The 13,690-nt window shown below is 73.8% G+C and carries 11 protein-coding genes; all 11 read right to left on the bottom strand.

The window, feature by feature from the left end:
- Positions 1-103: 103 nt before the first annotated feature.
- Positions 104-982: a bacteriocin fulvocin C-related protein gene (locus tag AB0J86_RS12735; RefSeq protein ID WP_363856441.1), complete on the bottom strand. Its 879-nt coding sequence runs from the start codon at positions 980-982 to the stop codon at positions 104-106.
- A 208-nt stretch (positions 983-1,190) separates the two neighbouring features.
- Entirely contained in the window at positions 1,191-4,079 is a 2,889-nt protein-coding gene (locus AB0J86_RS12730) for a hypothetical protein (RefSeq protein WP_363856440.1), read from the bottom strand.
- Positions 4,076-5,218 (bottom strand): Gfo/Idh/MocA family oxidoreductase, encoded by a 1,143-nt coding sequence (locus AB0J86_RS12725; protein WP_363856438.1) that lies wholly within the window; start codon positions 5,216-5,218, stop codon positions 4,076-4,078. The genes AB0J86_RS12730 and AB0J86_RS12725 overlap by 4 nt, the downstream gene beginning before the upstream one ends.
- A 91-nt stretch (positions 5,219-5,309) precedes the next feature.
- Entirely contained in the window at positions 5,310-6,320 is a 1,011-nt protein-coding gene (locus tag AB0J86_RS12720; RefSeq protein ID WP_363856436.1) for a sugar phosphate isomerase/epimerase, read from the bottom strand.
- Complete coding sequence (locus AB0J86_RS12715; RefSeq protein ID WP_363856434.1) at positions 6,311-7,612, bottom strand: CehA/McbA family metallohydrolase; 1,302 nt, start codon at positions 7,610-7,612, stop codon at positions 6,311-6,313. Before AB0J86_RS12715 ends, AB0J86_RS12720 begins: the two co-directional genes overlap by 10 nt.
- Positions 7,609-8,736 carry an ABC transporter ATP-binding protein gene (locus AB0J86_RS12710; protein ID WP_363856432.1) on the bottom strand — a complete coding sequence of 376 codons (1,128 nt, stop codon included), beginning with the start codon at positions 8,734-8,736 and terminating at the stop codon, positions 7,609-7,611. The genes AB0J86_RS12715 and AB0J86_RS12710 overlap by 4 nt, the downstream gene beginning before the upstream one ends.
- Entirely contained in the window at positions 8,737-9,573 is an 837-nt protein-coding gene (locus tag AB0J86_RS12705; RefSeq protein WP_363856430.1) for a carbohydrate ABC transporter permease, read from the bottom strand.
- A complete protein-coding gene (locus AB0J86_RS12700) occupies positions 9,570-10,526 on the bottom strand; it encodes a sugar ABC transporter permease (protein ID WP_363856428.1) in 957 nt (318 codons plus the stop codon). The genes AB0J86_RS12705 and AB0J86_RS12700 overlap by 4 nt, the downstream gene beginning before the upstream one ends.
- Entirely contained in the window at positions 10,501-11,898 is a 1,398-nt protein-coding gene (locus AB0J86_RS12695) for an extracellular solute-binding protein (protein ID WP_363856426.1), read from the bottom strand. Before AB0J86_RS12695 ends, AB0J86_RS12700 begins: the two co-directional genes overlap by 26 nt.
- 130 nt (positions 11,899-12,028) lie before the next feature.
- Positions 12,029-12,766 carry a GntR family transcriptional regulator gene (locus AB0J86_RS12690; protein ID WP_363856424.1) on the bottom strand — a complete coding sequence of 246 codons (738 nt, stop codon included), beginning with the start codon at positions 12,764-12,766 and terminating at the stop codon, positions 12,029-12,031.
- A gap of 158 nt (positions 12,767-12,924) precedes the next feature.
- A complete protein-coding gene (locus AB0J86_RS12685; RefSeq protein ID WP_363856422.1) occupies positions 12,925-13,623 on the bottom strand; it encodes a DUF305 domain-containing protein in 699 nt (232 codons plus the stop codon).
- Between the last annotated feature and the right edge of the window lie 67 nt (positions 13,624-13,690).

Here is a 13,690-nt window from a genome sequence, read left to right as displayed (position 1 = left end):
TCCGGTGCCGCTGCTGGTCAGCTGGTTCGCGGCGCTCACCCGTACACGCGTACCGGGCCGCCTCCACGTGGAAGCGACCCGGTACGCGTGACCGAAAGCGGGATCAGGGGCAGTACCCGTTACACCAGTAGATCCATCCGGCACCACACCCGAACCAACCGGGGCACCGCGCCGCGTAGCAGGAGCACCAGGGCGAGCTGGACGTGCTGCACTCGCAATCCGGAACCGGCGCCGCGGCCGTGCTGGCCGACGCGGCCGGGCCGAGGGTGGCGATCACGAGCTTGGCCTCGTCCTTACCGAACGCCGCCACGGTCACATCCAGCAGCTCCGCGAGCCGCCGATCGACATCGGCCCCTCGGACCTCCTGGAACACCGACTCGTCCGAGAAGACGTCGACAGCCTTGTTGATCGCCTCATGTTGCGCCGGCGACAGGTCCGGGTGGCTCAGCCGGTATTCGCTGAGGTGTTCCAACCAGAGCCGACTGCGCACGGATGGCGACGACTTGGTGAAGATCGCCCTGCGGTACTCCAGCGGCTGCCGGACGATTTCCGCGTAGCTCTGCGGCAGCTTGCCCGCGTTCGCCTGCGCCCACGAACGCGCCCGGCTCGCCTCGGACTGTGCGAAGGCCGGTGACCTGCCGGCGAACGTGAGCCCCGCCGCCACCGCGATACCGGCCCCGATCTGGAGGAACCGCTTCCGTCCGACCACGGGGCCGCCCGGCTGACCCTGAGCGCGTTCGCCGTGCGTGTCGCGCAGCTCGCCGAGGGCGCGGAGCACGCGCGTCATCGCGCGCGGACCGAGCGCGCGGACCAGGTGCACGGCCATCGCACCCCCGGTCCAGGCCCCCACGGCGCTGTCGCCGACCCGGATCAGGGTCGGCGCCCAGGGCGCGTCCGGCCCCAGGCGTCGTGCGCGCCAACGCTCCACGTCAGGATGAGCCAGCGGCAATACCTCGAGTTTTCCGCCGCTCGCACTTTCCACAGCGTCGGCAATCGATGTGCACTTCGCACACGAACCATCGAAGGCCAGTACCCACCGCGTTTTCGTTCCTGCATGCGGCCCTCCCCGTCATCGCCTTAGGCGTTCAACGGAAATTGACGCTAACAGCTGCGTCCGGACGGGCAACGCGTCCTGTGCGTCGACGTGTGCGCATATTTGCCAGGCCGGTTTGTCGGTACCCGGTGGCCGGTCACCCGCCGAGTCGCAACTGGACGGTGGCGATCTCCCACGGTCGCAGCGGCAGCCGTACCGCGTCGTCGACGATGGACAGCTCCTCGCCCCGGCGCCCGAGCAGGTCGGCCCGCCACGCGCCGAGCAGCGGACGGCCGGCACCGACGGTGGCGACCGTCGGTGCCGGGTGCTCGGCGACGACCCGCAGCTCGACCAGGCCGTCCCGGTCGCGCAGGCTGGTCAGCGCCACCCCCTCGCCGGTGACCTCGACCCCGGTCACGGCCGGCGGCAGCGGCGCGTCGACCGGCGCGGTGCCCGGGAAGGCGAGCGGTTCGTGCCGGTACGCCTCGGCCGCCGCCGGTACGCCGGCCGTGTGCCAGGCACCGGCGAACGGCAGCAGCGCGAACTCGACCGTACGCTCGCCGCGGCACTGCGCCTGCGGGGTCGGCACCTGGGGCCCGGCCGGTTCGTCCCGCAGCACGTGCCGGTTGCGGGAGAGCATGCCGACCGCGCGCAGCACGGTCAGGGCCAGCTCGCGGCCGTCGTCGACCAGCTCGTACTCGCTCGGCTGGGTGAGCAGCACGGCCAGCGAGCCCGTGGCGCCGCCGGCCGCCACGAACCCCGAGGCGGGGAAGGTCGGCAGCGGCACCTCGGTGAAGCCGCCCTCGGCGGTCAGGCCGCGCTCGACCACCGCGAACTGCCCCTCGGCGTACGAGGAGGTGGCGGGCGACGGCAGCGGCAGGTGCACCCGCACCCGGTGGTCGTCGCAGCGGTTGTCGAAGTCGAGGCGTACCCGCAGGAACGGTTCGCCGGCGCGCAGCTCCAGCCGGGTCGCCACGGTCACCGCCTCGGTACGCGCCGAGCGGGCCCCCACCTCGACCTCGGCGGCGCCGGGCCAGCGGTACTCCCGGTGCACCTCGACCACGGCGAGCGCCGGCCCGGCGTGCCGTACCGTCGCCCGCACCGACACGGGCTTGTCGACCAGCAGGTCCACGGCGGGCGGCGCGTAGTTGTAGGTGTCGCCGACGTCGCCGCCGTCCACGATCCGGCCCAGCCCGTCGACCTCGACGCCGTCGCGACCGCGCAACCGGAACGTACCGTCGTCGCCGACCTCGACCCGGAGCAGCCCGTTGTCGAGGACGCGCCCGTCGGCGGTGACCGGATCCGGGGCGATCACCAGCGCCGACGAGTAGGCGGAGATCGCGGCGGGGTCGGGCAGCGAGGGCTCTGCGGTGCCGGGCAGCCGGACCGGGCGCAGGCTCGCGTGCCCGAGCGCGGGCACCTCGACCAGGGCCGCGACGGTACGGCGCGGCGCCGCGAGGATCCGCACCCGCCAGCGCCGGGACGGCTCGCGGGTCACCGCGTCGGCCAGGGCGGCCCGGACCTCGGCCACGTCGAAGCCGGGATCGCCGTGCCGGGCGACGTGGAAGGTCAGCGTCGCGTCCGCCTCGTCGAGTTCCCAGGCGGTGATCTCCTGCCCGTACAGCTCGACGCCGTGCACCCGGGCGAGCATGGTGTTCAGCGCGGTCGCCTCGAACCGGTCGTCGGCCAGCAGCGTCGCGGCGCTGCTGAGGGTCTGCGCCGGCACGATCCGCCCGTCGCCGCCGCGCAGCCCGATCGGCTCGTCGTCGACGGCGGGCCCGCCGGGCGTACCGGCGGCCGGCGGCACCGGTACGTCGAGCCGCACCAGCGCGGTGCGGGGCAGCGGCGTCGGGTTGAACACCAGGTACCCGTCGTTCGGTACCGCGCCGGCCAGCCGGGCGCCGACCAGGTCGCAGACCGCCCGGCCGAGCTGGTCGGCCTCCGCGATACGGACCGCCACCTGCTGGGCGGTCTCGTCGCAGCCGCATCCGGTGACCGAGTCGTGGCAGCTCGCGTCGATCAGCCGGGTCCAGGCCATCTCCAGGAAGCGCTGGACGGTCGCGTCGTGGTAGAGGGCCGCGAGCGGCTCGGCGTACCGCTCGACCCGCCGCTCGGCCCGGCCCATCTCCCGCTTGAGGTGCGCGCGTACCGAGTAGACGCCGGGCAGGATGTTCGCCCGGGCGTGCGAGCGCAGTTCGCCCCGCACCTCCGGCAACCCGGCCACCTCGGTCGGCTGGGTGACGAAGTAGTCGGTGAGCGTGCCGAGCCGCAGCCGTACGCCGGATTCGGCGACCGCGTCGGCGAGCAGGTCGGGGGCGTCGGGCGCGGGCGCGGCGTGGTCGGTGCCGTACATGGCGAGCATCGGGCCGGCGGACGTGCCGGGGTCACGCCAGGCGGCGAGCCGTCCGGCGAGGTCGGCGGCGCGGCGGCCGACCAGCGCCGGGTTGTCGACCAGGCCGGCCGCGTTGCCGTACCCGCCGGGCAGGTACTCGGTGCGGATCGCGGTACCGTCCGGGGCGACCCAGGCGAACGCGTGCCGGCGTACCCGGTCGGGGACGCCGCGGAAGACGCAGGCGTGCGCGAGCCCGGCACCGGCGAGGATCTGCGGCATCTGCGCGATGTGGCCGAACATGTCGGGCAGGTAGCCGACGGGCATGGTGTCGCCCAGCTCGGCCGAGCGCCGGATTCCCCGCTCCAGGTTGCGCACCACGTTCTCGCCGGAGCAGAGGAACTCGTCGAGCAGGATCTGCCACGGGCCGACGGCGAGCCGTCCGGAGCGGACCAGGGACTCCACCAGCGGGCGCCGCTCGGGGCGTACCTCGAGGTAGTCGTCGACGGCGGCGAGCTGACCGTCGAGGGTGAAGCGCTGCCGCGGGTCGCGGTCCATCCGCTCCAGCACCTCGTCCAGGAGCGCCACCAGGCGGAACCGGAACCGCTGGAACGGCTCGTACCACTCGCGGTCCCAGTGCGTGTGCGGCACCACGATGATCTCGGTACCGCCGAATCCGGCGCCGGTCCCGGTGCCGGCGATCTCGGTGTCGGTCATGCCTGGGCCGCCTCTCCCCCAACCGCCACCCCGGCGAGCGTGCCGAAGCGGCGGACCATCCGTTGACTCGTCGCGATGTCGGCCGTACCGCCCGGAACCCCGGTGTGCGGCGGCGTGCCGTCGGTGACCATGGCGTGGAACGCCACCAGCTGCCGTTCGAAGCCGGTCGTCCCGGCGCTGAACTCCGCCCGCCGCCGCACCCCGCCCCGTTCGTCGAGCACGGTCAGCACGGTCGGCGCGGCGAGCAGGTACGGCGAGGGGAAGACCAGCTCGAACGAGCCGCGCGCGTGGTGCACGGCGACGGTCTCCCGGTAGCCGGGGTAGTCCGGCAGGTAGTGCCAGCCGATGGCGTACCGGGCTCCGCCGGGCAGCCCGCCGCGCGCGTCGACCGAGGGCTCGCCGCCGGCGGCGGCCGGCGTCCGCCAGGTGGCGACGTGGTCGACGGTGGCGGGCGCGCCCGTGAGCAGCCGGAGCAGGGAGAGATCGTGCGAGACGCTGTTGACCAGGATCTGGTAGAGCGCCCGGGCCCGGGGATCGGCGCCGATCGCCGCGCGCAGCAGCGCGTCGTCGGCCCGCCGCAGCCGGTCCACCTCGGCGGCGGGCAGGTCCGCCGGTGCGGGCGGCAGGTGCGCGAAGGCGAGCTGCGCGTCGCCGCTGGGGTGCAGCACGGTCACGTCCACGGCGTGTACCGCCGCCGCGCCGCCGATCTCGTCGAGCCGGCGGCGCAGCTCGGTCACGGCCGGGTCGTACTGCTTCATGTACCCGACCATCAGCCGCGCTCCGCCGGCCGCGAGCCGGGCCAGTTCCTCGGTCTCGGCGACGGTGTACGCCAGCGGCTTCTCGACCAGCACCGGGATCCCCCGGCGCAGCGCGGCGGCGGCCAGCTCGCCGTGCGAACCGGTGGTGAGCAGCAGCAACGCGTCGAAGCCGCCCGCGTCGAGCAGCGCGGTCACGTCGGTGTGGCGGCGGTCCGGTGCGACGCCGTACCGGGCGCCCAGCTCGGCGGCGCGGGTGGCGGAGAGGTCGGCGACGGCGACCACCTCGAAGAGGTCGGCGCGGCGCTCCAGCAGCGGAAGGTGGACGGTGCGGGCGATGACGCCGAGCCCGGCCACCGCGACCCGGATCCGTTCCGCCGCCATCAGCGCACCGCCGCCTTTCGTCGCCGCGCCGCCATCGGCGCGCCGTCAGGGGTCCTTCGTCGCACCGCCGAGGTCGGTCGCGGCGCGGGCATCAGCGCACCCCCAGCCGGGCCAGCTCGTCCCGGTTGGCGCGCTGGTCGGCGAGCATCCGGTCGGCGTCCCGGCGGCCGGCCGCCGCGTCCTGCTCGACGACGAGCCAGCCGGCGTACCCGGTGCCGGCCAGCGCGGAGAGCACGCCGGGCAGGTCGACCGCGCCGGTACCGAGCCGGCAGAAGCCGCCGGCCGCGACGATCTCGGTCAGCCCGCCGCCGTCGGCCCGTACCCGGGTCTGTACCGCCGGGTCGGCGTCCTTGAGGTGCACCTGCCGGATCCGCCCGGCCCAGCGGCGGGCGGCGGCGACCGGGTCACCCCCGGCGAGCAGCAGGTGCCCGGTGTCCAGGCAGACGCCGACGTCGGTGAGTTCGAGCAGCCGGTCGACCTCCGCCTCGGTCTCCACGTACGTGCCGAGGTGGTAGTGGAACGCCGGCTCGAAGCCGCGCTCCCGGCACCGGTCGGCCGCGAGCTGAATCCGGTCCGCGAACTGCGGCCAGCGCTCGGCGGGCAGTCCCAGCGTCGCGTCCAGCGGGATGCCGGGGCGCGCGAAGCGGGCCGGGTCCGGCGGGCAGGCCAGGGTGGGGCGGGGCGCGAAGCGCGCGTCGTCGACCGGTACCGCCGCGAAGAGGTCGAGCGCGGCGTCGAGGCCGGCCAGATCGGCGGCGAAGCCGTCCGGGTCGTCGTAGCGCAGGTCGACCCAGCCGCCGGCGAGCCCCAACCCGTGTCGCGCCAGCCGGTCGGCGAGGTCGTCGCGGGTACCGAGGTAGCCGGGCGGCCCGTTGTCGATCCCCGCGTACCCCGCCCCGGCGAGCCCGGCGAGCAGCTCGTCGGCGGGCAGCGGCGCACCGTCGGGGCGGTAGATGCCGAAGTTGACCGGGGCGTTGGCGACCCGCCACGCGCCGCCGCCACGCGGACCGTCCACGGTGGGGCCGGCGGCACGCGCATCGGCTCCGGCGCCGGCGGCACGCGGACCGGCTCCGGCGCTACCGGTGGGCTCGGTCAGCGACACAGCGCGATCACCTCGGTCCGGTGCGATTCCAGCAGGTGCAGGCCGTCCTGGGCGGGGAGCAGCCGCCGGTCGCCCCGCACCACCCGCCGGCTGCCGTCCGGGTAGACCAGCACCGCGCCGTCGGCGTCGAGGGCGAGCAGCTCGTCGCCGAGCCGCAGCAGCAGGGCCGCGTCCGGTCCGGCCGAGATGGCGGTACGGCCGGCGGCCAGCGCGTCGAGCACGGGCGCCACGGCGGCGCTGTCCCCGGGCTCCGCCTCGGCGAGGACCCAGGTGGTGGGGGCGCCGGGCGGGGCGTCGTCGCCGCGCCGGTGGTAGTCGCTGCCGCCGACCGGGATCACGTCCGGCCGCCACGCCTGCGCCCAGGCCAGCGGCGCGCCCCAGGTCCGGTCCCACCAGCCGGAGTGCCAGACCTCGGCCAGCCGCGGCCGGCGGCGCAGCGGCTGCCGCCAGGCGCAGTCGCCGCCGAGCGGATGGTTGACCGACATGAGCCCGCCGTCGCGCTCGGCGCTGGCCAGCCACTCGTCGGCCGGCCGGCGGAAGTCGACCCAGCCGACCGGGCCGAAGACGTTGGCGTGGCCCCGGTCGGTGGTCACCTCCTGCCCCGGTACCAGCGTGATGCCGTACCGGGCGCCGACGCCGGGCAGCTCGGGGTGGTGGCTGACGGTGTTGTGGTCGGTGACGGCGAGGAAGTCCAGGCCCCGCCCGGCGGCGAGCGCGGCCAGTTCGGACGGCGTGGCGGCGCCGTCGCTGTGCACGGTGTGCGCGTGCAGGTCCCCGGCGAGCCAGTGCAACCCGTCCACGGCCGGCAGCTCGCGCCGGGGTGCCCGGTGCGGGCGCGGCGGCTCCGGCGGGGCGGCCGGCCGGGGCGGTACGGTCCCGCTCGTCGTGGCGACGACCTCGAACTCCAGCCCCTGCGGCGGAACCCGGTGCAGGCGCAGCATGACCTGCCACTCCCCCGGTTCCAACTCGCCGGCGAGGTAGCCGGGAGTGGCCCAGTCCGGGGTGATGGTGAAGCCGTCGCGGGCGCCGCCGGACCAGCCACGGAACCCGGCCGGCCCCCAGCAGCCGAGGTCGAGCACGCCGGCGTCGCGGGGGTAGTCCAGCCGCACGGTCAGCGCGGCGGTACCGGCGCCGACGGGAACCGGCAGCGGACGCATCACCTCGGCCGCCCGGTCGTCCATGCTCCACCGGCCCCGGTGCACGGTCCGCCCGCCGGCGCCCACCCCGCCGGGGACCGGGCCGCCGGCGCCGCCGGTGCTCAGACCGCCGCCGTCGGGGACCGGGGCGCTCACGCGGCCACCGCCGCGGGGCTGGGGGCGCCGACGAGTTCGCCGTCCCGGTAGAGCAGGGCCCGGCCTGGGCGCGGCCGTACCCAGCCGGTGTCGCCGGGCGCGGGCTCCTCGCCCTCCGGTACGACCACCTGGAGGCCGCCGCCCGGGCCCTCGCCCGGCCCATCGCCGTCGGGTACGGGCAGGTCGAGCGAGACCAGCGAGTGGCTGCCGAGGTGCTCGACCACCACGACCCGGCCGCTCAGGGCGCCCTCGACCGGCGCGGCCGAGTAGTCCAGGTACTCGGGGCGCACGCCGTACACCACCGACTCGCCGTCGGCGACCTGACCGTGCGCGGACTCGGGCAGGTCCAGCCGGACCCCGGCGACGGCGAGCCGGCCGTTGACCACCTCGGCGTCGAGCAGGTTCATCGGCGTGGAGCCGATGAAGCCGGCGACGAAGGTGTTGGCCGGGCGGCGGAAGACCTCGACAGGGGTGCCGACCTGGCGGATCCGCCCGCCCTCCATCACCGCGATCCGGTCGGCCAGGGCGAGCGCCTCGGACTGGTCGTGGGTGACGAAGACCGTGGTGACGCCGAGTTCGCGTTGCAGCCGCTTGAGGAAGGTACGCGCCTCCAACCGCATCCGGGCGTCCAGGTTGGACAGCGGCTCGTCGAGGAGGAAGACCTGCGGGTGGCAGGCCATGGCGCGGGCCAGCGCCACCCGCTGCTGCTGGCCGCCGGAGAGCTGCCCCGGCCGGCGTTCGAGCAGCGCGGCGAGGCCGAGCTCCTCGGCGGTCTCGGTGGCCTTGGCGGCGCGCGCCGAGCGGCCCACCTTCTTGATCCGCAGCGGATAGGCGATGTTGTCGCGCACGCTCATGTGCGGGAAGAGCGCGTAGTCCTGGAAGACCATGGCGACGTCGCGGCGGCCGGGTTGCAGGGTGGTCACATCGCGCTCGCCGATGGCGACGGTACCGCCGGTGGCGACCTCCAGCCCGGCGATGGTGCGCAGCAGCGTGGTCTTGCCGCAGCCGGAGGGGCCGAGCAGCGCGAAGAACTCGCCGTCGGCGATGGTCAGGTCGAGGGCGTCGAGGGCGCGGACCCCGCCGGGATACACCTTGGTGAGCCCGCTCATGGTGATGGCGGCCATTTAGCGCTTGATCCCTCCGTGGAAGCGGAAGCCGTACCGGGTGCTGACGAAGACGAACATGAGCACCACCGGCAGCGAGTAGAGCAGGGAGAAGGTGGAGAGCAGGGCGAGGTCCGCCTGGCCGCCCTCGGTGTAGAGGGTGTACATGATCACCGCTGCCGGCGCCTTGTCCGGGCCGCGCAGCAGCAGGAACGGTACGAGGAAGTTGCCCCAGACGTTGGCGACCGCCCAGACCGCCACGGTGGCGAGCCCGGGGCGGACCACCGGTACGACGATGTGCCGCACGATCTGCAGCGGGCTCGCCCCGAAGACGCGCGCCGACTCCTCGTACGAGGTCGGGGTGGCGTCCATGAAGTCCTTCAGGATGAAGATCGCCGCCGGTAGCAGGCCGCCGGTCATGACGAGCACCACGCCGAGCCGGGAGTCGATCAGGGTCAGCCGGAAGGCCAGCTCGAACAGCGGCACCATGGTGGCGGTACCGGTGACGATGGAGGAGAGCAGCAGCAGCCCGTAGAGCAGCGCGTCCCGCCCGGGCAGGCGTACCCGGCTGAGCGCGTACGCGGCCAGCGCGGCGAAGACGACCACCAGCGCGGCGGTACCGGCCGCCAGGTAGACCGAGTTGACCAGGGACTGGATCGCGTACGGGTTGTCCAGCAGCAGCCGGAAGTTGTCGAGGGTGAACCGCGGCAGCGACGCGGTGATGGTCGGCTCGCGGTCGAACGGCGCGGTGGCCAGCCAGAGCAGCGGCAGGGCGAAGAAGCCGAGCACCGCGGAGACGAAGGTGTAGCGGCCGATCCGGCCGAGCGCGAGGCGCCACAGCGGCGCGGATCCGGTCATGGGCGCGACTCCTGGCGCTGCCCGAGGGTACGCAGGTACACCAGGGCGATGACGAGGTTGATCAGCAGCATGATGAACGAGATCGCCGCCCCGAAGCCGAGTTCCCCGCCGGAGAGGGCGATCTTGTAGACGTAGACGGGCAGCGTCTCCGACCGCTGCTCCGGCCCGCCCGCCGTGATCAGAAAGGGGGTGAAGTCGTTGAACGTCCAGAGGCTGATCAGCAGCAGGTTGGTCAGCACGTGGCCGCGGATGCGCGGGAAGACCACGTCCCGCAGCTGCTGCCACCCGGACGCGCCGGCCAGCCGGGCGGTCTCCAGGTGCGACGGCGGGACGTTCTGCAGCGCGGCGCCGTAGAGCATCATCGAGAAGGCGGCCCCGCGCCAGGTGTTGAACGCGATGATCGACAGCATCGGGTGGTCGAGCAGCCAGGCGGTGCCGGGGATGCCGAGCAGCGCGTTGAGGGTGCCGCCGTCGCGGTCGAGCAGGGCGATCCAGAGGAAGGCCACCACCGAGCTGGGCAGGATCCAGGCGAGCAGAACGAACGCCTCGACGATCCGGCGCAGCGCGCCGTGCCGGTCGCGCAGCACCCAGGCGATCGCGAAGCCGAGCCCGGCCTGGCCGATCACCGCGGAGCCGAGCACGAACTCCAGGGTCAGCAGCAGCGAGCCGCGGAACCGCTCGTCGCCGAGCGCGGTGGTGAAGTTGTCGAGGCCCACCACCTGGGGCGCGGCGGCGGCGATGCCGGTGAGCCGGTAGTTGGTGACGCCGAGCCAGATGGTCCAGAGCGCCGGTACGACCAGGAAGAGCGCGATGAGCGCCATGCTCGGCGCCAGGAAGCCCGCCGCGCGCAGCCGGCCGAGGCCGGCGGCGTCGGCGCGGGCGGCGAGCGGCGCGCCCGTCTCCGGGCGCGCCGCCGTGGCGCTCTGGTCAGGAGGTGACGTTACCTGGACCACCGACCAGGCCCTCCAGCTTCTTCTGGTACGCCGTCGCGGCCTCGTCGACCGACTTGCCGGAGACCACCGCGGCGGTCGCCTCCTGGAGCGCGACCGAGACCTGCGGGTAGATGGCCAGCGGCGGGCGGGAGGCGGTGATCGGCAGTACCTTCTCGGCGACGAACTTGAGCATCGGGTCGTTCGCCAGCACCTCGGTGTTGACGTCGGTGCGGGCGGTGATCCGCGGCTTGCCGTTCAGCTCGGCCTTGACCGCCTCGGCCGACTGCATGAAGGTGAGCAGTTCCCAGGCCTGCGACGGGTACTTCGAGTTGGGGTTGAGCACCCGGACGCTGCCGCCGGACATGCTCACGTAGTCCTGCCCGCGCAGGCCGGCGCCGGGAGCCTTGGCGGGGATCAGCGCGAAGCCGACGCTGCTGTCCCGGTCGGCCATCGGGGCGATGCCGTTCTTCGGCTCGACCACGCTGCGCCAGAAGTAGTCGCCCTCGCCGAGAATTCCGATCTTGCCGGCCGCGAACTCCTGGAAGGACTTGTCCCGCCCCTTCGCCTCCTGCTGCAACTTCGGGTCGCCGAGGCCGCCGCGGTAGATCTTGGAGTAGAGGTCGAGCATGTCGCGGGTGGCCGCGCTCGCGCCGGTCCACTTGCCGCCGTCGTAGATCTGCCCGCCCGCCCCGGCGAGCAACGGCAGCGCGCCCTGCATGGTGGTCGCCTCGCCCATCGCGGTACCGGCGTTGAGCTGGATCGGGGTGACCCCGGGCAGCGCCTTGAGCTTCGTACCGGCGTCGAGCAACTCCGGCCAGCTCTTGGGCTGCCAGTCGGCGGGGAGGCCCGCCTGCGCGAAGAGCTTCTTGTTGTAGAAGAGCACCCGGCCGTCGGTGCCGTTCGGGATGCCGTACCGCTTCTCCTCGAAGCTGCCCAGGCCCTGGACCGCCTTGGGGATCTGCGCCCAGCCCTCCCACTGGTCGGTCTCGGCACCGGCGACGTCGGCGAGCGGCTTGATGTAGCCGGCCTGGGCGAACTCGCCGACCCAGATGCCGTCGATCGACACCACGTCGGCCCCGCCCCGGGCCCGCAGGTCCAGCGCGAGCTTGGTCTTGTACTGCTCGTCGTCGACGCCGCTGGCCACGAAGGCCACCTTCGCGGTGACGCCCTTGGCCTTCTGCTGCTCGACGAAGCGGGGGATGACCCAGTTCTGGATCCACTCGGCGCTGGCGGAGTTCTTCCCGCCGGCGATCGCGTTGTCGGAGATGGTGAGGGTGATGTTCTTGGCGTCCTTGCCGGCCGGCCCCGACGAGCCGCCGCAGGCGCTCGCGGCCACGAGGGCCGTCGCCAGTACGGCGATCGCGCCGGCGGCCCTGGTACGCGTAGCTGACATGTCGGTATTCCCTTCGCAAGGTGGGGCTTCGAAGAGAGCTCAGTGGAGGCAGGATGTCATGACAGCCTGACGACGTAAATACATGCCAAGGAAATGATCCGGTAACAAGATTTTCGCCAACCACCGCCGGTTACCGCTCGGCCACCGTGACCTCAAGGGAGTACCGCCCGGCGCGGTAGATGTGCGAGCCGTGTTCGACGTACCGGCCGCCGTCGTCGTACGCGGTACGGGTCATCGTCAGCAGCGGCGACCCGCGCCGCTCGTCGAGCATGCGCGCCTCCGCCGCGGTCGCCGCCCGCGCGCCGATCCGCTGGTGCGCGCCGCGCACGCGCATCCCGGCCGCGCGCAGGATTCCGTACAGGCCCTGCTCCTGGAGGCGCTCGACGCTGAGCGGAACCAGGTCGGCGGGGAGCCAGTTCTGCATGATGGCCAGCGGCTCGCCGTTGGCGAAGCGCAGGCGCCGCACGTGCTGTACGGGCGCGCCCTCCGGTACGTCCAGGGCGCGGGCCACGTCGGAGCCGGCCGGCACCGCCCGCAGTTCGAGCACGGAGGTGGTCGGCTCCTGGCCGCTGCGGCGCAGGTCGTCGTAGAGGCTGGTCAGCTCGACCGCGCGGCGGACCTCGCCGCGCACCACCTCGGTACCGACCCCGCGGCGGCGGACGATCAGCCCCCGGTCGACCAGGTGCGCGATGGCCTGGCGCACGGTCGGGCGGGAGAGGCCGAGCTGGTCCGCGATCTGGATCTCGCTGTCCAGCCGCTGCCCCGGGGTGAGGTCGCCACGCTGGATCGCGGCGGCGAACTGCTCCGCGACCTGGAAGTAGAGCGGAACCGGGCTGTTCCGGTCGACGGCGATCTCAGGTCCGGCCACGGGCCCTCCTCGAAGGCGCGGTCGCGCGCGGATGCACCTCGCCCGCGCGCGCCGAGGGACGGCAAGATGTACTGACAACAGGTTGACACAACTCACCGTCCGACCGTTAGCACCCGAGGCCAGCACGTCCGAAGTGGACCGTCCCGGCGTACGCCGGGTCAGGCGGGGAACAACTCGCGCATCCGGGTGATCTCGATCGCCTGCTCGGCGGCGATGCTGGTGGCCATCTCCTCCACCGTGACGTCGATGCCGACCTTCAGTACGTTGGTCGCCATCTCGATCGCGCCCTCGTGGTGATCGATCATCATCTGGACGAAGAGGCGGTCGAAGTCGGCGCCCCTGGCGTCGGTCAGCCGCCGCATCGCGTCGGGCGTCTGCATGCCGCGCATGGTCCCGTGGTCGTGGCCGCCGCGCACGTCGGCGTCGGCGTCGAGGTGGCGGGCGTCCAGCCAGCCCCGCATCCGCAGCACCTCCGGCACCTGGCTGGCCCGGATCCGGTCGGCGAGCACCTTGATCCGCGGGTCGGCGGCCCGGTCCGGCGCCAACTCGGCCATCTGCAGTGCCTGCGTGTGGTGCGGGATCATCATCCGGACGAAGTACGCGTCGAGATCGTTGTACCGGTCCGACTGCCCCGCCGGGGTACCGGTCGGATTGATCACGGCCGGTTCCCCGGGGCGACCGGGCGCGATCACGGGTGCCGCCCCGGCATCGCCGGCCGGCGTGGTGGCGACGGCGACGGGGCGGGTCGCGGTGCGCTCCGCCCCTCTCGTCCGCGCGCGTACGGCGGCGCCCGCGACCAGCAGCGCGGTCACCACCACCACGGCGAGTACGAGTGCGCGCCGGCGGGCGTTGGCCATTGTGTACCTCCGGGTCGAGGGTCTCCGGGATCGTAGCCACCCGACAAGTTCCTCGATGTGACCATGG

Origin of the sequence: Micromonospora sp. NPDC049559 (assembly GCF_040676675.1) — a bacterium.
Lineage (GTDB): Bacteria > Actinomycetota > Actinomycetes > Mycobacteriales > Micromonosporaceae > JBFAPK01.
The sequence above is the reverse complement of the archived record's forward strand: the minus strand, read 5'-3'. Positions and strand labels throughout refer to the sequence as shown.

What these genes read in the sequence shown, in the direction of transcription:
- AB0J86_RS12730 (WP_363856440.1), bottom strand. Translation starts at nt 4,079, where the DNA reads ATGACCGACACCGAGATCGCCGGCACCGGGACCGGCGCCGGATTCGGC.
- AB0J86_RS12725 (WP_363856438.1), bottom strand. Translation starts at nt 5,218, where the DNA reads ATGGCGGCGGAACGGATCCGGGTCGCGGTGGCCGGGCTCGGCGTCATC.
- AB0J86_RS12710 (WP_363856432.1), bottom strand. Translation starts at nt 8,736, where the DNA reads ATGGCCGCCATCACCATGAGCGGGCTCACCAAGGTGTATCCCGGCGGG.
- AB0J86_RS12705 (WP_363856430.1), bottom strand. Translation starts at nt 9,573, where the DNA reads ATGACCGGATCCGCGCCGCTGTGGCGCCTCGCGCTCGGCCGGATCGGC.
- AB0J86_RS12695 (WP_363856426.1), bottom strand. Translation starts at nt 11,898, where the DNA reads ATGTCAGCTACGCGTACCAGGGCCGCCGGCGCGATCGCCGTACTGGCG.
- AB0J86_RS12685 (WP_363856422.1), bottom strand. Translation starts at nt 13,623, where the DNA reads ATGGCCAACGCCCGCCGGCGCGCACTCGTACTCGCCGTGGTGGTGGTG.